Consider the following 16,294-nt stretch of genomic DNA (forward strand, 5'->3'; position numbering starts at 1 on the left):
CTACGCGCGGGAATGCGCCTCGAGCAGCTGCTCCTCCGCGCGGCGCAGGTAATCGACCATGAGCGCGGCCGCCGCCGGGCGGTCCCCAGCCTCGAACCTGTCGAGAATGACGGCGTTGTCGTCGATGTAGGGCGCGTGAAAGAGCGGATTGGCCACCATCGAGTGGAACACCAGCCGCATCTCGGCGAGCACCTGCGTCATCTGCGCATTGAGGCGGTCACTTCCAGTCAGCGCGACGACGCCCGCATGAAAGTCCTGATTGGCACTCGCCATGCCCGGCACGGAACCGACATCTCGGGCGGCCCGGGCGCGCGCGATCGCGGCGTGAAGGGCATCCGTTGTCGGACTGGTCGACCAAGTGAGGGCCGCCGATTCCAGAAAACGTCGCACCCGGTAGATCTCCCGGATGTCGTCGGCGGTCGGACGGGTGACGAAGACACCACGATTGGGGATGCGGGTGACGACGTGCTCGCGGGCGAGGGTGGCGAACGCCTCGCGCAGGGTGTTGCGGGAAACGCCGAGCACCTCGCAGAGCGGCTCCTCCGACAGCTTGGCACCGGGCGCGAGCTGACCGGCCGAGATGCGCTCACGCAGCATCGACGCCGCCCACAGGCCGGTTTCGGTGTGGCGCGCGTCGACGCTCTGGCGACGCAGGTCGGGCAGGATCTCGTCGAGGGTCATAGGCACAGCGTATCCATTCTCGGGTGCAGGTCAGGCTTCGATCCTCGCGACGACGGCGTGCACGGGCACGGCGTCGCCTTCCGCCACGAGGAGTCCGACGAGCGTCCCGGAGCGGTGCGCGACGACGGTCGATTCCATCTTCATGGCCTCGAGCACGAGCAGCGCCTCGCCTTCGGCCACCGTTGCGCCGGCCTCGACGAGCCACTTCACGACGGTGCCGCTCATGGTGGAGCGCAGTTCGGCCGGGTCGGCTTCCTGGTCGGCTTCCGGGATCGACGTCACCACGGCAGTAGCGCCGCCCGGCGCGAGGCCGCCGAGCAGGTTCTCTGGCAGACCCAGGGCCACCCGTCGCCCGTCGAGTTCTATCGTGATGGTTCGGCGGCTCACCGCCGGAACGGCTGGGATGAGTGAGGAATCAGCGGCGAGCTGCTCGGCGAACTCTGTTTCAATCCAGCTGGTGTACACGCCAAGCCGGTCGGGCCCGGTGAACGAGGGAAGGTCAACGACCGCACGGTGGAACCCGAGCACGGTCGGGAGGCCCACGATCTCAAACTCGGCGAGCGCCCGGCGGGCACGTCGCAGGGCCTGCGGCCGGTCAGCGCCGGTGACGATGAGCTTGGCGAGCAGCGAATCGAATTGCGGGGCAACAGCATCACCGGAACGGATGCCGGCATCCACCCGGATTCCCGGCCCGGTCGGCACGGTGAACGTCGTCACGGTCCCGGGTGAGGGCAGAAATCCACGGCCAGGGTCTTCGGCGTTGATGCGGAATTCAAACGAGTGGCCGCGCGACACCGGATCCTCCGACACCGGCAGCCCGTCTCCGGCAGCGATTGCCAGCTGGGCCAGTACGAGGTCGACGCCGGAGGTCTCTTCGGTGATCGGATGCTCCACCTGCAGGCGGGTGTTGACCTCGAGAAAGGAGAGACTGCCGTCGTCGGCCAACAGGTACTCCACGGTGCCGGCGCCGACATAGCCGGCCTCCCGGCAGATCGCCTTCGCCGAGGTGTAGATGAGATCGCGCTGGTCTGCGGTGAGAAAAGGGGCCGGTGCCTCCTCGACGAGTTTCTGGTTGCGGCGTTGCAGGGAGCAGTCGCGGGTGCCGACGACGATCACGTTGCCGTTCCCGTCGGCCAGAATCTGGGCTTCGACGTGCCGGGGCTGGTGCAGAAAGCGTTCGACGTAGCATTCGCCGCGGCCGAAGGCGGCAACACTCTCGCGCACTGCCGAGTCGAACGATTCCTCGATGGCGTCGAGTTCCCAGACCACCTTCATGCCGCGGCCTCCGCCGCCGAACGCTGCTTTGATGGCGACCGGAAGCCCGTGTTCCTCGGCGAAGGCACGCACCTGGGCTGCGCTGTCGACGGTGCCGTCCGAGCCGGGCACGAGCGGAGCGCCAACACGCACGGCGATCTCGCGGGCCGACACCTTGTTGCCGAGCATTCGGATGCTTTCCGGGCTCGGACCGATCCAGGTCAGGCCGGCGTCCTGCACGGCCTGGGCGAAGTCGGCATTCTCGGAGAGAAAGCCGTAGCCGGGGTGCACCGCGTCGGCGCCGGCCCGGCGGGCGATGGCCAGCAGTTTCGGCACGTTGAGATAGGTGTCGGCCGGGCTGTTGCCGCCCAGCGCATAGGCCTCCGTGGCCAGGCCAACGTGGAGAGCGTCGGCGTCGACATCGGCGTAGACGGCCACCGAGTCGAGTCCGGCGTCTGAGCAGCCACGAATGATGCGCACGGCGATTTCGCCGCGGTTGGCGATGAGTACTTTGTGCACGGTTCAGCTTTCGTTCAGGGTTTCAGGGGTGATGGCGAGAAAGCGGATGCGTGCGCCGGTGCCGAGTTGAGCCGCCTTGTCCAGGTCGGTATGCAGCACCACGCCGAGTACCGGGTAGCCGCCGGTGACCGGGTGGTCGGCGAGGAACAACACCGGAAGGCCCGAGGCGGGCAGCTGGATGGCGCCGGAGACGGTGCCCTCGCTCGGCAGTTCGCCGCCGCGCACGCGTTCGAGGGCTGGCCCGTTGAGGCGCAGACCGATGCGGTTGGACTGCGCGGTGACGGCCCAGAGGATACGGTCGAAATCAGCGAGCGTGTCGGCGCTGAACCAGTCGGCGCGGGGGCCGGGGATGTAGCGCAGCACGGTCACCGCGGCCGGCGCGTCGACCGCGGGTTCAGCGGCACCGACCACGCTCGTTGGCGGCGCCGGCAGCACGCGCAGTGGGGTGCCGGCTTGGAGCGGCGCCGGCCCGATGCCCGACATCGAGTCGCTCGAGCGGCTGCCGAGCACGAGCGGCAGGTCGAAGCCGCCGCGCACGGCGACATAGCTGCGCACGCCCGACACGGGGGCGTCGAGGGTCAGCCGTTCGCCGACGTGCAGCGCGAACGGCGCGTCGGTGGGCACGACGCGGGCGGCGGCATCCGTTCTGTCGATCGTGATGAGAACGGATGCCCCCGCTACCGCGAGAACCTGCTCGGTGCGCGCGTCGAGCACGAGGCCGCCGAGGGCGTTTTCGAGTACGGCGGCGGAGGCGCGGTTACCGACCAGCCGGTTGGTACGGCGCAGGGCTCCGCGGTCGAGGGCGCCGGCGCCGGCCACGCCGAGGTGGGCCAGGCCCGGGCGGCCGAGATCCTGCACGGTGGTCTGCGGCCCGGGTTGTATGACGACGAGGTCGGCCGGGAGGTCGACGACGTCGGTCCCGATGGCCGTCGGCGCGGCGCGCACGAACTCACGCACGGCGCGAAACTGTACCCGACTGCCGGGTTGGATGAGGGCCGGCTGGTCGCGGTCGAGGTTCCACAGGGCAGCATCGGTGCGGCCGATCAGCTGCCAGCCACCGGGAGTGACCCGCGGATAGACCGCCGAGTAGGCGTCGGCGAGCGCCACCGAACCGGCCGGCACGGCCCCCCGCGGAGTGCTGCGTCGGGCGACCCGCAGGCGGTCGTCGCCGACGAGGTACGCGAAGCCGGGGGCGAAACCGCCGAACGCTGCGGTCCACAGCTGCCCGGTGTGCGCCGCGATCACGCCGTCGGGGCCGAGGCCGGTGAGTTCGCCGACTTCGTCGAGATCGTCCCCGTCGTAGATGACGTCGATGGTCACGAGCCCCTCGTGCGCGCTGGCGACCGTGTACGGTTCGATCGCGCGCAGCAGCTGTGCAAAGCCGCGCGCGGATGCCGTCGAGTCGGCCGTCACCAGCACGGTTTCGGCCGCGGCGACGAGGTCCACCTGGCCGGGCAGTGGATACTCGCGCAGTGCTTCGTAGAGCCCGAGCACCTCGCTGAGGTTGCCGAGCTGCACGAGCACGGCCCGGTCGCCGACCGGACGGATGGATCGAATACGGGTGGGCATCCGCTACACGAAACTAGCGGTGGAGACGCCGGCACCCAGCAGAGCGGAACGCACCGCCGCGGCGAGGCGCACCGCGTCAGGGGTGTCGCCGTGCAGGCAGATGCTCGCTGCAGGCACGGCGATGACCGAGCCGTCGATGGCGACCACAGTGCCGTCGAGGGCGAGGCGCACGACCTGTGCGGTCACCGCCTCGACCGAGTGCAGCACGGCTCCCGGCAGCGTGCGCGACACGAGACTGCCATCGGGGTTGTAGGCGCGGTCGGCGAAGGCCTCGGACACGGTGCGCAGGCCGGCGGCCCGGGCGAGGCGTTCGATGTCGCTGTTGGGCAGCACCATCAGCGGTAGCGTCGGGTCGACGGCGAGCACCGCGTCGACCACGGCCTGCGCCTGCACCGGGTGGTGAGCGATGGTGTTGTAGAGGGCGCCGTGCGGTTTCACGTAACGCACCGCGGTACCGGCGACGCGCGCGAGGGCCTGCACGGCGCCGATCTGGTAGATCACATCGTTGCTGAGTTCGGCTGCATCCATCTCGATGAAACGGCGGCCGAAGCCGGCCAGATCGCGGTAACCGGGGTGTGCGCCTATCGTCACGCCGGCCGCGGCGGCCGCGGCGCAGGTCGCTCGAATAGTCGTGGGATCGCCGGCGTGGAACCCGCCGGCCACGTTGACGCTCGTGACCGAGGCGATGATGGCGGCGTCGTCGCCGAAGGTCCAGTTGCCGAAGGACTCTCCGACGTCGCTGTTCAAATCGATGGTTGCCATGGTTCTATGCTGCCGTATCGGTCGGGTGCTTCAGTGCGGATGCCGATAACAGCGCATCCCAGGCGAAGGTTGCAAGCCAGTGCGAGGACATGAACTCCGGCGCCACTGCGGCTGCGAGTCCGGCCCGAAGCAGGGGGTCCCTGGCGGCGTCCAGGGCCGCCACTGCCGGTGCCGACTCCGGCGTCTGGCCCAGCGCCGCGAGAATGCGCGTCACCTGTCCGGCGCGGGAGAGGTTCAGTCCGTGCAGGTGCACGAGATATCCGTCGGTCTCGTCGGTGACCCCAAACGGGCGCACGATGCGCGAATCGGCCGTCAGGCGGGGCAGGAACGATGCGAACCAGGCGACGAATTGCTCGGGCGCAAGTACGCGGCGCAGCAGATCGGCCTCGCTCAGCCCGGCGGAGAGAAAGTCCTGGCCGCTCATTTCCCAGTCACCGGGCCAGTCGGCATCCGCGTGGAACCAGGTGAGTGCCGCGGTTTCGCAGGCGAGCGCAGCGTCGGCGCGGTCGAGGGTTCGAAAAGCGTCGATCATCAGGCCGAGCCCGAACGCCGAGTTGGTGTGCAGACCGTGCCGCACCGGCCATTGGGCTTTTCCCACCCAGGCCATGAACAGTTCGGCCACGATGTCGACGATCGGATTGAGAGCGGATGCCCACCCACGAATCTCGGCATCGGTCGACGCCGCGCAGGTGGCCGCAAGCCGGACCAGCCAGGCCCAGCCGTATGGTCGTTCCCAACTGGGGTTGGCGAGCAGATACGCGCCCTCGACGCGCAGCTTCTCGGCCGTGAGGTTGGCACCGATCGCCTGACGGAGGGCGGTGTTCCGCTCGCTGTCCAGGCCGTGCTCGAGCAGCATCACGCCCAGGGCGTGCATGTGCACGCAGGAGTGCCAGTCGAAGGAGGTGTAGAAGACCGGGTGAATCTGCTCGGGCGTTGGTCGGTCATCCGCTGAATGCGTCGTGTGGTGGGCTGAGTGCGGATACGGCCTGGTCAGATTGTCGAGGACGACGTCGGCGTACGTCGGGGCCAGCCCGCTCAGTAGCGCGGGTAAGTCGAGAACGGTTGGTGCGTCGGGCATGGTGCTCCACTTCGTTGTGCGGTTGAGAAAGCGAGAAACTAGATCAGGGCAACGGTGACGCCGGGCAGCATGCCGATGGCGTAGACGGCGGCCGGGTTGCCGTTGAAGATCTGCACCCCTACGGGCCAGCCGATCGCGGCGGTCATGATCGGTAATGCCGCGAAGCCATTGCCCATCAGTACCGAGAACAGGAATATACCCACGATGATCAGGAACACACCAATCAGTATGAGCATATTTCTCCCAGTAGCGCCCACGTGCCCGGGTACGCCAAACACACCCGTGATCACCGGGGGTATTGCTCGCCATGTCGAAGCGGATGCCCGATCAGCGTTTTGCAGAGCCTACCGAATTGTTCAACAATCCTACAAGCTTGGGCCGTAACTTCGTCTGGCCCCGCTCGCTCGATCGCGTCAAATCTAAGAGAATTCTCACGATTGCCTTGGTTCGGGCTTAGCTGTGGCCGCCACACTAGGGAATGGATTGTCGATGGGAGGCCTCATGAACGCGCGTAACATCTGGGCTCGACCGCTGCTCTGGATCGCCGGCGCGGGGGTGGGGGCGGTTCTGCTCGTGGCCCTGGCTTCGGTTCTGGCCGATTCGCTCGCGATCGCCGAGCAGCCGGGGCGATCCATCGGCATTCCGGCCGTGTCTGTGCAGCCGAGCGGGGCATCCACTGGGGCGGCGACACCGGATTCAACGCCGAGCGCCGAACCGACGAGCACCGAACCGACGAGCGCCGACCCCACCGGCACCGATTCCACCGGCACCGACCCAACGGGTACCGACTCGACCGGTACCGACCCGACCGGTACCGACTCGACGGGCACCGAACCGACCGTCCCCACCGCCGCCCCCGAAGTCGTTCCCGCTCAGGATCCCGTCATCGTGGACGATCATGGCGGTGACAACCCCGATCATGATGACGATATCGGCGTTGACGACTCCGGCGGAAGCTCCGGTTCGGGCCGCAAAAGCGGCTGATCCTTATGCATGAGAGCGCTCTCATGCAGTTCTCGTGCCGGTCTTATCGGCGTGCGGTTGATTGATCCCGTGGAGATCGACACCACGAAATCAATCCGCCGCTTACCCGGTGCAGACGAAAGGCCACCCCATGTTCCAGATGAAGAAGAAGCACACCATCACCCTCGCAACCCTCGGCCTCGCCGGGTTGATGTCGGTCGGCGTGATCGCCGCCCAGGCGAACACCGCCCCGAACGTCGTAGCGCCCACCAGCACGTCGAGCAGCAGCCCCGCCGCTACCGGTACGCCCGATGCCCCCGACGACAGTGACGGGCGCGTCGGCAGCGGCAACGGTATCGACGATCAGTTCGATGATGCGACCAGTAACGATGTGAACGACGCCCCCGACGACAGCGACGCACGCCTTGGCTCCGGCCATGGCGCCGACGACGTGAACGACGCCCCGGACGACAGCGACGGACGAGTCGACAGCAACTCCGGCTCCGGCAACGCGGTCACGGTCGACGACTCCAGCAACTCAGGCGGCGGTAGTGATTCCGGACACGATGACTACAACGACAACAGCAATTCTAGAAGTGACGACTCGGGCCACGAGGACAGCGGCGACGACTCGGGCCACGGCAACGACCACGAATAACCCGCTCAGCCGCGGAATGGGCTGTCGACTCAGGTGAGTCGGTAGCCCATTCCGCGTACCGTCTCAATGCGTTCCGCACCGAACTTGGCGCGCAGGTACCCCACATAAACGTCGACGATGTTCGATCCGGGGTCGAAATCGTAGCCCCAGACCCGGCTGAGCAGCTGTTCCCGGCTCAGCACCTGATCGGCGTGGCGCAGAAATTCTTCGGTGAGCGCGAATTCCCGGGCCGAGAGATCAACCTGCCGGTTCCCCAGTGTCGCCCGTCGGGTACGCAGGTCGAGTTGCAGCCCGGCGACGCTGAGTACGGTGCTCGTCTCGCGCGGGGCTTCCGCCATGCGCAGACGCACCCGCGCCAGCAGTTCGTCAAACCGAAACGGTTTCGACATGTAGTCGTTGGCGCCGCCCTCGAGGCTCGCCAGGGTGTCCTCGGCCGAGTCGCGAGCGGTCAGCACGACCACCGGCAGCTCCGACCCGTCGGCCCGCAGCTGGCGCAGCACCTCGTAGCCGTCGAGTCCAGGCAGCCCGATATCCAGAATCAGCAGGTCGAACCCGCCGGTGATGGCGTAGTCGAGGGCGTCTGTTCCGGTGCGCACCACCACGGTGGAGAACCCGGCGGCGACGAGGCCCTTCTCGATAAAACTGGCGATGCGGTCTTCGTCTTCGGCGATCAGAATGCGGCTCACAAGCGGATGTCCTTCAGGTCGGGTGTCGCAGGCGCCGAGTCGGCGGGGAGGTCGATGGTGAACGTAGCGCCGCCGCCGGGGGTCGGGGAGATTAGAACGGTCCCGCCGTGCGCCTCGGCGATGGCCGCGACGATGGCCAGGCCGAGGCCGGAGCCGGCCGGCCCACGTCCGCGAGTTCCTCGCTGAAACCGGTCGAAGATGCGCGGCAGCAGTTCGTCGCTGACGCCCGGGCCGTGATCGCTCACCCAGAGCTGCAGGCGCGGCTGGCCGGCGGCATCCAGTGTGAGGGCGCTGCCGAGCTCGATCGCTCCGGTCGGCGCGCCGTGGGTGACCGCGTTGGCGGCCAGTTGCAGCAGCGCCTGCGTCAGCTTGGCGGCGTCGACGGCCACGACCACGTCGGCCGTCTCCGTGGTGACCCAGCTGTGCGCCGAGAGTGCGCCCGCGTTCTGGCGCACCCGTTCGACCAGCGCGGCGATATCGGCGGGGTAGCGTTGGGCGAGCGCCGACCGTTCGACCTGTGCCAGAGCGGAGATATCGCGTACGAGGCCACCCATGCGGTCGAGTTCGTCGATCGCGAGGTCGCGGGTGGCCGCGACATCGGCCGCGCTACTGGAATTCATCAGCTCGAGATGCCCGCGCACGATGGTGATCGGCGTCTTCAACTCGTGACCGACATCGTCAAGCAGCTGGCGCTGCCCGGTGAGCGCTCCCTGCAGGCGGTCGAGCATCTCATTCACGGTCGAGGTCAACGCCGATACGTCATCGTGGCCCACGACGGGGATACGTTCGCTCACATCCGACGCGGTGATGCGCGCGGTCGCTTCGCGCAGGCCACGAATCGGGCGCAGCAGGCGCCCGGCCACGACCCAGCCGACCAGCCCGACGACCATCAGGGTCGCGAGGCCCACGAAAAGATAGGTGCGGGACGCCTCGGACACCGGCCGCAGTTCGGCGTTGATATCAAAGGCGGCAATGAACGTGCCCCGCGCCGGATCGCCATCGACGGAGACCGGAACGAAGACGTAACGCAGCAGCCGGCCCGACGCAGTAACGGTGCCGAGCACGACCTCGCCCGTGGCCGTTTCCGCCACGCTGCGCGCAACAAGCACATCATCGGCCAGCCGAAAATCGACGGCACGCGGTTCCAGCGCCGCCACCCCGTCGATGACGGCGAGGGTGCTTTCGTTGGTAGCCGGACGCACTCCGGCGATGACAGCACGCAGCGCGCCGCGCACATCGACGGCTGCCGAATCTGCGGCGACGATACGCGCGTCGTCAACGGTGTCGGTGAGCACCGCGTCGATCTCGATCAATGTGCGCTCGCGCTGCACCAGGTAGGCGGTTGTTCCGGCGATCGCCAGTCCGGCCGCGGTCACGAGCAGAATCGCGGCCAGAATGCGCACGCGCACTGACAACGCGGGGCTTCGTCGCCGCGCGCGCACACCGATCCGGTCCGACATGAACTCAGTATGGCGGGTGCCGCGGTTGGTCGAGCATCCGAACGAAAGATGCACCCCATGTAGGCTGCGCCCATAAAGGGTAGATAACGCGATCACTGCCAAATACTGTATTGATACTGGCGGTAAATCCGTTCGCTGGATGTGATGGATAACTGGAGTGAAGCACATGATGCGTAGCAAAGTTAAGACCGGCGTTCTCTCGGCGCTTTTGATCGGTACGTTGGTCAGTGCTGGCGGGTTCTTGTCGACCGGCGCAGCCTCCGCTGCCAGTGTGCCGGGGGCCGTTATTACGTCTTCCTCGGTAGATGTCGACCGCTGGATCGTCCCGCAAACGCAGCAGGGCGGCGACTACTGGACATCGGAGCGCATGCAGTCCGCCATACCAGGAGAGGTCTTGGTGCAGGACAACGTCGTGGCCGGGGCGATCGGCGCCGTTACTGCCGGGGCGACCTCTCTGGTAGCCCCGCAGAAGGCCGACCCCGAGCAGTCGCCCACGGCCTCTCGAGTCTCCCCCATCTCCCACATCGGTAAAGTCTTCTTCACCCTCGGCGGTACCGACTACGTGTGTTCCGGCAACTCCGTCTCGGCTGTAAATGAGAACACGGTCGTCACCGCCGGGCACTGCATCAACGAAGGCCCCGGCGCTTTCGCGTCACGGCTCACTTTCGTGCCGGCCTATGAAAACGGCTCGGCACCGTTCGGCCAGTGGAATGCCACCGAGCTGTACGCTCCCACCCAGTGGAGCACCAGCGGTGACATCAGCTATGACGCCGGCTTCGCCATCGTGTCCTCACTCACCGGCGTGTCATTGAGCGACACCGTCGGCGCGTCGGGCGTCACGTTCAACCAGAGCCGTGGCCTCACGTACACCGCCTATGGCTACCCGGCAGCCGCGCCGTTCAACGGTGAGACCCTGCAGTCCTGCTATGGCACTGCCACCCCTGACCCCTACGGCCAGAGCCAGTCGCAAGGCATCCCCTGCAAAACATGACCGGCGGATCGTCGGGCGGCCCGTGGATGATCGGCAGCGGTTCTACTGGCCTGCAGAACTCGGTCAACAGCTTCGGCTATAACAACATCGCGGACACCATGTTCGGTCCTTACTGGGGGTCGGTCATCGAGAACACCTATGTCGCTGCATCCGCCTGACCCGAGCGACGCGAACCCGGTTGCCCGGCGGCGCCTCGATTCCGATGCCGCTGTATGGACTGAGGAACAGATGCGAGCGGCCCGGCCGCGCATAATCCGTCTGAACCCCGACGGATCGCGCGAGCTCGACGACGCAACCGCCACCCCGGAGGCCACGCGCACGGACGACGCGGATCTTCCGCCGACGGAATCCTGAATCGCGGAAAGCCCCGTCCGAGACATGGACGGGGCTTTCCGCGATTGATCTGACGACTAGACCAGAGCAGTTTCCCCGACCGTGAACGCGGCCTCGGTGGTGTCTTCGATATCCTGCAGGCTCACGCCGGGGGCGCGTTGGCGCAACACCAGGCCGGTCGGCGTCACGTCGAAGACGGCCGTGTCGCTGATGATGCGATCGACAACACGCACGCCAGTCAGGGGCAGGGTGCACTCGGTGACGATTTTCGGCGTCCCATCTTTCGCGACGTGTTCGGTCAGCACCACTACGCGCGGACTGCCCGCCACGAGATCCATCGCGCCGCCCATGCCCTTGACCATTTTACCGGGAATGGTCCAGTTGGCGAGGTCGCCCAGCTCCGAAACCTGCATGGCGCCGAGGATGGCGACCTTCACGTGACCGCCACGGATCATGCCGAACGAGGTTGCCGAGTCAAAGATCGCCGCCCCCGGCAGCATCGTGACGGTCTGTTTGCCGGCGTTGATGAGGTCGGCGTCTTCCTCGCCCTCCCACGGGAACGGCCCCATGCCGAGCAATCCGTTCTCGCTCTGCAGCGTCACGTGAATGCCTTGAGGCAGATTGTTGGCCACGAGCGTCGGGATGCCGATGCCGAGGTTCACGTAGTCACCGTCACTGAGTTCCTGCGCCGCGATGGCGGCCATTTCATCTCTGGTCCAAGCCATGGTTTTCTCCTCTACTACAAGCTGGCCAGCACGGGGCGGCTGCGCACGGTGCGCTGTTCGATGTCTTTGACCCGGGCTGAGGCCTGGATGAGGCGCTGCACGTAGACACCGGGGGTGATGACGTGGTTCGGATCGATGTCGCCGGGCTCTACGATCACCTCGGCCTCAGCGATGGTCACGATACCGGCGGTGGCGACAACCGGGTTGAAGTTGCGAGCGGTGAACCGGTATTCGAGATTGCCGAGAGTGTCAGCGCGCCAGGCCTTGACCAGCGCCACGTCGGCGACGATGCCGCGTTCCTGAAGGTAGGTTTCACCATCGAAGTCGGCAAGCGGCTTGCCCTCGGCGATCAGCGTGCCGACGCCCGTCTTGGTATAAAACGCAGGGATACCAGCGCCCCCGGCCCGCAGCCGCTCGGCGAGGGTGCCCTGGGGGCTGAATTCAACCTCGAGCACGCCGGCCAGAAACTGTTCGGCGAACAGCTTGTTCTCACCCACGTACGAGGCGATGACCTTGCGCACTTGCCCGGCCTCGAGCAACACGCCCAGGCCTTTGCCGTCGACGCCCATATTGTTCGACACGACCGTGAGATCTTTCACACCGGATGCCCGCACCGCGTCGATGAGATCGGCCGGGATTCCGCTGAGCCCGAATCCGCCGACCGCGAGAACCATCCCATCGCGCAGAACGTCGTGCAGCGCCGTGCTCGCGCTGGCCTGAACCTTGGACATACTGTCTCCTCCTTGAGCGGTGTCGAGAGTGCTGTCCACTCCGTGGACACCACTTCTTTACGTCATGATATTCAGAGCAGACAGACCCTGTCAATCACTATCATCTTGCGACTCCACTCCGTGAACAGTAGGCTGCGAATCATCCACATTATGGACAGAGGCATCGTTATGGTCGCTCAGCAGCCCACACGTGAGACGCAGATGGCACGCGGCGGCCCACCACTACCGCTGGCACAGCCCGTACAGGGCGCTCAGGTCGTCACCCGCATAGCCCTGCTGTTGCGCCTGATCGGGCGCAACTCGGCCGGCACTCCCCTGGCCGAGATCGTGCGCGATTCCGGCCTGACCCGGCCTACCGTGCACCGGCTGCTCACGTCGCTGGCTGCCGAGGGCCTGCTCGACCACGATGCCGTGCGGCACACCTGGCACTACGGCCCCGAGGTCTTCGTCATGGGAACCGTTGCCGCTGCCCGCTACCCGATCGAAGAGCTCGCCCGGCCGAGCCTTGTGCGTCTGGCCGAAGAGACCGGGGAGAGCGCGTTCCTCTCGATCCGGCGCGGCGCCGAAACCGTGTGCCTGCTCCGTGAAGAGGGCAGCTTTCCCATCCGCTCCTTTGTGCTGCATGAGGGGGTGCGTTTTCCGCTGGGGATCGCATCCGCTGGACTGGCCATTCTGGCCTACCTGCCCGCGGCTGAAGTGGATGCCCTCCTCGATGACACCGCGGATTTCACGGCTCGCTGGGGCGATCAGCACTCCCCCGCCAGCATCCGCGTTAATCTCGAACGCACCCGGGAAACCGGCTACGCGGTGAATCCCGGACTCGTTCTGGAGGGCAGCTGGGGCATGGGCGCCGCGATCTTCGACCGCAGCGGCCGCCCCGGCTGGGCGCTCTCACTCACCGGCATCGAGCCACGGTTCAAGCCCGAGCGGCAGAGGATTCTCGGCCAGCTGCTCCTCGACGAAGCCAGCCGCATCACCCAGACCCTGCAACGTCCACCGATCGCCTAGCGGCCTGGGCGGGAAATGAGAAAATTCCCGGCCGAGGCCCGGACTTTTCTCACAGTGTGGTGGAGCTAAGGAGATTCGAACTCCTGACCTTCTCATTGCGAACGAGACGCGCTACCAACTGCGCCATAGCCCCAAACTGCCTTTGAAGAATATCACGGGCTGGCCGACAGTTTTGCCGCCTCGAGCGCGAGTCGGCGATTAGACCGCGCGACGGCGCCGCAGCACGGCGTCGAGGTCGGTCATACCTGGGGCTGTTTCGCCGACGATACCCATCGACGCGAATCGGCTGGGCACCGCAGCAGCAGTCGCCGCGACGACGGGCCGCGCGATCGGCGTGACCACCCGGTTGGCCTCCTCCGCGAGCGCGGCGGCACGACGGGCAACCTCCGCTACAGCGGCTGCCCGGCGCAGTTGGTTGGCCGCTTCAACGGATGCCATCGCCGTCTGCGCGATGGAGCCGCGCGAGAGGTGCAGCGCTCGCGGCACGGGTTGCGGCGTCCAGGTGGCAGCGGCGGCCGGAGACTCTTCCAGTTGCACGGGCTCAAAAGTTTGCCGGATCGGCACGGACAGCTCCACCCGGGCTTCGACGCGAACGATCCGCGCCGAGCGGGCGACCGTGGCCAGTCTTTCGAGAATGCCGAACGCGGCAATCATGACGACTGCGCCGCTAACCAGCGCGGAGAACGAACCGGCCAGAGCGGGAACGATCCCCGACACTGCCAGCACGAAACCGGTCAGCAGAATGAGCGAGACCACGCGACGAAAGCGACGAAGACGCCGAAGTTTCTGCATAGGCGACTCCGGGAGGCGCGGCGCGGCTGCGGCTGCCACAGCGGCGGCGGCGCGGCGAACGTCGCTGGCGGCATCCGCTTTCGCCTGCGCTTCCGCCCGCTCCGATTGCTCGGCCCTCGCCAGAACCCGTTGCTGCTCGGCGACGGTGCGGGCGTTCGCTTCAAGTCGCACTTGCTGCGGAACCTCGGCAGTTTCGGCCAGAATACGCAGTGTCTGCTGCAATCGCACCGCATTTCGTTCGGTTGCCTGAAACTGCTTGCGGCGCGACCAGGTGGGCATCAAGTACGCAACCCAGAGCACAGCAGCCACCGCCACCATGACCCCGCCACCCAATGCCTCACTACTCATGTTGACAACGGTAAGAGGCGCGGGCACATCCGCCGAGGATTACTCTCGGTGTGTCACCCAAGTTAATATACTGATTCCGCCCCCAAACAGGGTGGTTCGTCGCCGTCATCGGGTGATGACACGCACCGGATGCGCGGCCGACTCCAAATCTGCCGCGGTGACGCTCGCGGCAGCCTCTGGTACCAGGCCATCCTGCCAACGCCGCATGACGCCCTGGCTGAGTTCCTCGGCGATCAGGCCGAAGCAGAAATGGTCGCGCCAGTCTCCGTTGATGTGGATATACCGTCGGCGCAGGCCTTCATACCGAAAGCCGAGCTTTTCGACGACGCGCAGGCTGGCTTTGTTCTCGGGACGGATGCAAATTTCTATTCGGTGTAGGCCGAGCTCGTAGAAGCAGTAGTCGGTCGCGAGCGCCACGGCCGTGGGGGTGACCGACTGGCCGGCAAACTTTTCACTCACCCAGTAGCCGATCGTGGCCGACGACAGCGATCCCCAGGTGATCGACGACACGTTGAGTTGACCGGCCAGTTCGCCGTTTTGTTCCACGATGAACGGCAGGCCGTTGCCCGATCGCGAATGCGTCAGGAGGCTGCGGATGCTCGCGCGCGTGTCGAAAGACATCGGTGCGTACGGGTTAGTGGCCTCCCACTTGCGCAACCATGCGCGGTTCGCCAGCAGTTCGCCCTCGAGAGCGCGCGAATCGCGCAATCGTATGGGACGCAGAGTGACTGCCCCCTCGCGGAGGGTCGGGATTGCGATTGGCACGGTTTGCCTGTCTGTCGTGGGTTGGAAGCTGGGTGGAGCGGAGAAGATCGTTAATCGAGCGTGGCGACGAATTCGCGGAGCCAGGGCTTGAGGTCGGCACCGAGATCTTCACGATCGACGGCGAGCTGCACGATGGCCTTGATGTAGTCGAGCCGGTCGCCGGTGTCGTAACGACGCCCACGAAAGATGAGGCCGTACACGCCGCCGGTGGAGTCCGGGTTGACGGCCATCTCCTGCAGGGCGTCGGTGAGCTGGATTTCGTTGCCCTTGCCGGGCGCCGTGTGTTCTAGAATATCGAAAACTTCGGGGCGCAATACGTAACGGCCGATGATGGCGAGGTTGGAGGGGGCGTCTTCGCGGCTGGGTTTCTCGACAAGGCCGGTGATGCGCACGACGTCGGGGTCATCGGTCGCTTCGACCGCAGCTGCTCCATACATATGAATCTGCGCGGGGTCGACCTCGAGCAGGGCAACGATGCTGGCGCCACGCTTGACCTGTTCTGCCAGCATGCGGGTCAGCAGCGGGTCGCGGGAGTCGATGATGTCGTCACCGAGCAGCACCGCAAACGGCTCGTTTCCCACGTGCATGCGCGAGCGCAACACGGCGTGGCCGAGTCCGCGCGGGTCGCCCTGCCGCACATAGTGGATGTCGGCGAGCTCGTTGGATTCACGCACTTTGGCGAGCCGGGTCTGGTCCCCCTTGCGTTCCAGCAGTGCTTCCAGCTCGGTCATGCGATCGAAATGGTTCTCCAGGGCGTTCTTGTTACGCCCGGTAACCATGAGCACGTCGCTGAGCCCAGCCGCAACAGCCTCTTCAACGACGTACTGAATAGCCGGTTTATCAACGACCGGCAGCATCTCTTTCGGCATGGCCTTGGTCGCTGGCAGGAAACGTGTTCCCAGGCCAGCTGCGGGAATGACGGCTTTAGTTATCGGGGTACCCATGGGCACTAGGTTAGTGGCAAGTAGGAT

Annotated in this window: 19 protein-coding genes and 1 tRNA gene; 6 read left to right on the forward strand and 14 right to left on the reverse strand. The window is 66.3% G+C overall.

The genetic code is table 11. From position 1 onward, the window contains the following. From CXY72_RS10115 to CXY72_RS10140, 6 genes are read right to left on the reverse strand one after another with little or no spacing between them, the layout of a single operon-like run. Entirely contained in the window at window positions 1-681 is a 681-nt protein-coding gene (locus CXY72_RS10115; RefSeq protein WP_104127562.1) for a GntR family transcriptional regulator, read from the reverse strand. Between the two features lie 30 nt (window positions 682-711). Further along, on the reverse strand, window positions 712-2,454 hold the full coding sequence (locus tag CXY72_RS10120) for a biotin carboxylase N-terminal domain-containing protein (RefSeq protein WP_104127563.1): 1,743 nt from the start codon (window positions 2,452-2,454) through the stop codon (window positions 712-714). A gap of 3 nt (window positions 2,455-2,457) precedes the next feature. After that, window positions 2,458-4,023 (reverse strand): 5-oxoprolinase/urea amidolyase family protein, encoded by a 1,566-nt coding sequence (locus CXY72_RS10125; protein WP_104127564.1) that lies wholly within the window; start codon window positions 4,021-4,023, stop codon window positions 2,458-2,460. Between the two features lie 3 nt (window positions 4,024-4,026). Continuing rightward, complete coding sequence (locus tag CXY72_RS10130; protein WP_104127565.1) at window positions 4,027-4,785, reverse strand: LamB/YcsF family protein; 759 nt, start codon at window positions 4,783-4,785, stop codon at window positions 4,027-4,029. Window positions 4,786-4,789: 4 nt separating this feature from the next. Beyond that, on the reverse strand, window positions 4,790-5,863 hold the full coding sequence (locus CXY72_RS10135; RefSeq protein ID WP_104127566.1) for a DUF2891 family protein: 1,074 nt from the start codon (window positions 5,861-5,863) through the stop codon (window positions 4,790-4,792). Between the two features lie 38 nt (window positions 5,864-5,901). After that, a complete protein-coding gene (locus CXY72_RS10140; protein WP_146071136.1) occupies window positions 5,902-6,099 on the reverse strand; it encodes a 5-oxoproline transporter, DUF979 family subunit in 198 nt (65 codons plus the stop codon). 265 nt (window positions 6,100-6,364) lie between these two features. Between CXY72_RS10140 and CXY72_RS19535 the strand changes: the two genes are divergently transcribed. Next, entirely contained in the window at window positions 6,365-6,847 is a 483-nt protein-coding gene (locus CXY72_RS19535) for a hypothetical protein (protein WP_158252538.1), read from the forward strand. 130 nt (window positions 6,848-6,977) lie between these two features. Continuing rightward, window positions 6,978-7,484 (forward strand): hypothetical protein, encoded by a 507-nt coding sequence (locus CXY72_RS10150; RefSeq protein WP_104127568.1) that lies wholly within the window; start codon window positions 6,978-6,980, stop codon window positions 7,482-7,484. 29 nt (window positions 7,485-7,513) lie between these two features. Here the strand turns inward: CXY72_RS10150 and CXY72_RS10155 are convergent, their stop codons facing one another. Beyond that, window positions 7,514-8,170: a response regulator transcription factor gene (locus tag CXY72_RS10155; RefSeq protein ID WP_104127569.1), complete on the reverse strand. Its 657-nt coding sequence runs from the start codon at window positions 8,168-8,170 to the stop codon at window positions 7,514-7,516. Continuing rightward, a complete protein-coding gene (locus CXY72_RS10160; RefSeq protein ID WP_158252539.1) occupies window positions 8,167-9,630 on the reverse strand; it encodes a cell wall metabolism sensor histidine kinase WalK in 1,464 nt (487 codons plus the stop codon). The genes CXY72_RS10155 and CXY72_RS10160 overlap by 4 nt, the downstream gene beginning before the upstream one ends. 166 nt (window positions 9,631-9,796) lie before the next feature. On the opposite strand from CXY72_RS10160, the gene CXY72_RS10165 reads away from it, so the two are divergent. From CXY72_RS10165 to CXY72_RS10170, 3 genes are read left to right on the forward strand one after another with little or no spacing between them, the layout of a single operon-like run. After that, entirely contained in the window at window positions 9,797-10,621 is an 825-nt protein-coding gene (locus CXY72_RS10165; RefSeq protein ID WP_370446249.1) for a serine protease, read from the forward strand. Beyond that, window positions 10,618-10,779 (forward strand): hypothetical protein, encoded by a 162-nt coding sequence (locus CXY72_RS20655; RefSeq protein ID WP_370446250.1) that lies wholly within the window; start codon window positions 10,618-10,620, stop codon window positions 10,777-10,779. Before CXY72_RS10165 ends, CXY72_RS20655 begins: the two co-directional genes overlap by 4 nt. Next, entirely contained in the window at window positions 10,760-10,975 is a 216-nt protein-coding gene (locus tag CXY72_RS10170; protein WP_104127571.1) for a hypothetical protein, read from the forward strand. The genes CXY72_RS20655 and CXY72_RS10170 overlap by 20 nt, the downstream gene beginning before the upstream one ends. Before the next feature lie 56 nt (window positions 10,976-11,031). On the opposite strand, the gene CXY72_RS10175 is transcribed toward CXY72_RS10170, so the two are convergent. Next, complete coding sequence (locus CXY72_RS10175; RefSeq protein WP_104127572.1) at window positions 11,032-11,679, reverse strand: CoA transferase subunit B; 648 nt, start codon at window positions 11,677-11,679, stop codon at window positions 11,032-11,034. Between the two features lie 14 nt (window positions 11,680-11,693). Beyond that, the gene (locus CXY72_RS10180; protein WP_104127573.1) at window positions 11,694-12,410 is read right to left on the reverse strand and encodes a CoA transferase subunit A; all 717 of its coding nucleotides are present in this window, start codon (window positions 12,408-12,410) and stop codon (window positions 11,694-11,696) included. Window positions 12,411-12,611: 201 nt separating this feature from the next. Between CXY72_RS10180 and CXY72_RS10185 the strand changes: the two genes are divergently transcribed. Further along, complete coding sequence (locus CXY72_RS10185; protein ID WP_233197762.1) at window positions 12,612-13,418, forward strand: IclR family transcriptional regulator; 807 nt, start codon at window positions 12,612-12,614, stop codon at window positions 13,416-13,418. A 57-nt stretch (window positions 13,419-13,475) separates the two neighbouring features. Here the strand turns inward: CXY72_RS10185 and CXY72_RS10190 are convergent. From CXY72_RS10190 to galU, 4 genes are all read right to left on the reverse strand, one after another. Then, window positions 13,476-13,551 (reverse strand) — tRNA-Ala (locus CXY72_RS10190). 65 nt (window positions 13,552-13,616) lie between these two features. Continuing rightward, window positions 13,617-14,558 (reverse strand): hypothetical protein, encoded by a 942-nt coding sequence (locus CXY72_RS10195; RefSeq protein WP_104127575.1) that lies wholly within the window; start codon window positions 14,556-14,558, stop codon window positions 13,617-13,619. Between the two features lie 105 nt (window positions 14,559-14,663). Next, the gene (locus tag CXY72_RS10200; protein ID WP_104127576.1) at window positions 14,664-15,323 is read right to left on the reverse strand and encodes a GNAT family N-acetyltransferase; all 660 of its coding nucleotides are present in this window, start codon (window positions 15,321-15,323) and stop codon (window positions 14,664-14,666) included. A 50-nt stretch (window positions 15,324-15,373) separates the two neighbouring features. Beyond that, entirely contained in the window at window positions 15,374-16,267 is an 894-nt protein-coding gene (galU, locus tag CXY72_RS10205; RefSeq protein ID WP_104127577.1) for a UTP--glucose-1-phosphate uridylyltransferase GalU, read from the reverse strand. Between the last annotated feature and the right edge of the window lie 27 nt (window positions 16,268-16,294).

Origin of the sequence: Cryobacterium sp. Y57 (genome assembly GCF_002929505.1) — a bacterium.
In the GTDB taxonomy this organism is placed as follows: domain Bacteria; phylum Actinomycetota; class Actinomycetes; order Actinomycetales; family Microbacteriaceae; genus Cryobacterium.

What these genes read in the sequence shown, in the direction of transcription:
- CXY72_RS10170 (WP_104127571.1), top strand. Translation starts at nt 10,760, where the DNA reads ATGTCGCTGCATCCGCCTGACCCGAGCGACGCGAACCCGGTTGCCCGG.
- CXY72_RS10115 (WP_104127562.1), bottom strand. Translation starts at nt 681, where the DNA reads ATGACCCTCGACGAGATCCTGCCCGACCTGCGTCGCCAGAGCGTCGAC.
- CXY72_RS10180 (WP_104127573.1), bottom strand. Translation starts at nt 12,410, where the DNA reads ATGTCCAAGGTTCAGGCCAGCGCGAGCACGGCGCTGCACGACGTTCTG.
- CXY72_RS10195 (WP_104127575.1), bottom strand. Translation starts at nt 14,558, where the DNA reads ATGAGTAGTGAGGCATTGGGTGGCGGGGTCATGGTGGCGGTGGCTGCT.
- CXY72_RS10150 (WP_104127568.1), top strand. Translation starts at nt 6,978, where the DNA reads ATGTTCCAGATGAAGAAGAAGCACACCATCACCCTCGCAACCCTCGGC.
- CXY72_RS10185 (WP_233197762.1), top strand. Translation starts at nt 12,612, where the DNA reads ATGGCACGCGGCGGCCCACCACTACCGCTGGCACAGCCCGTACAGGGC.
- CXY72_RS10130 (WP_104127565.1), bottom strand. Translation starts at nt 4,785, where the DNA reads ATGGCAACCATCGATTTGAACAGCGACGTCGGAGAGTCCTTCGGCAAC.
- CXY72_RS10175 (WP_104127572.1), bottom strand. Translation starts at nt 11,679, where the DNA reads ATGGCTTGGACCAGAGATGAAATGGCCGCCATCGCGGCGCAGGAACTC.
- galU (WP_104127577.1), bottom strand. Translation starts at nt 16,267, where the DNA reads ATGGGTACCCCGATAACTAAAGCCGTCATTCCCGCAGCTGGCCTGGGA.
- CXY72_RS10135 (WP_104127566.1), bottom strand. Translation starts at nt 5,863, where the DNA reads ATGCCCGACGCACCAACCGTTCTCGACTTACCCGCGCTACTGAGCGGG.
- CXY72_RS10140 (WP_146071136.1), bottom strand. Translation starts at nt 6,099, where the DNA reads ATGCTCATACTGATTGGTGTGTTCCTGATCATCGTGGGTATATTCCTG.
- CXY72_RS10165 (WP_370446249.1), top strand. Translation starts at nt 9,797, where the DNA reads ATGATGCGTAGCAAAGTTAAGACCGGCGTTCTCTCGGCGCTTTTGATC.
- CXY72_RS19535 (WP_158252538.1), top strand. Translation starts at nt 6,365, where the DNA reads ATGAACGCGCGTAACATCTGGGCTCGACCGCTGCTCTGGATCGCCGGC.
- CXY72_RS10125 (WP_104127564.1), bottom strand. Translation starts at nt 4,023, where the DNA reads ATGCCCACCCGTATTCGATCCATCCGTCCGGTCGGCGACCGGGCCGTG.
- CXY72_RS20655 (WP_370446250.1), top strand. Translation starts at nt 10,618, where the DNA reads ATGACCGGCGGATCGTCGGGCGGCCCGTGGATGATCGGCAGCGGTTCT.
- CXY72_RS10160 (WP_158252539.1), bottom strand. Translation starts at nt 9,630, where the DNA reads ATGTCGGACCGGATCGGTGTGCGCGCGCGGCGACGAAGCCCCGCGTTG.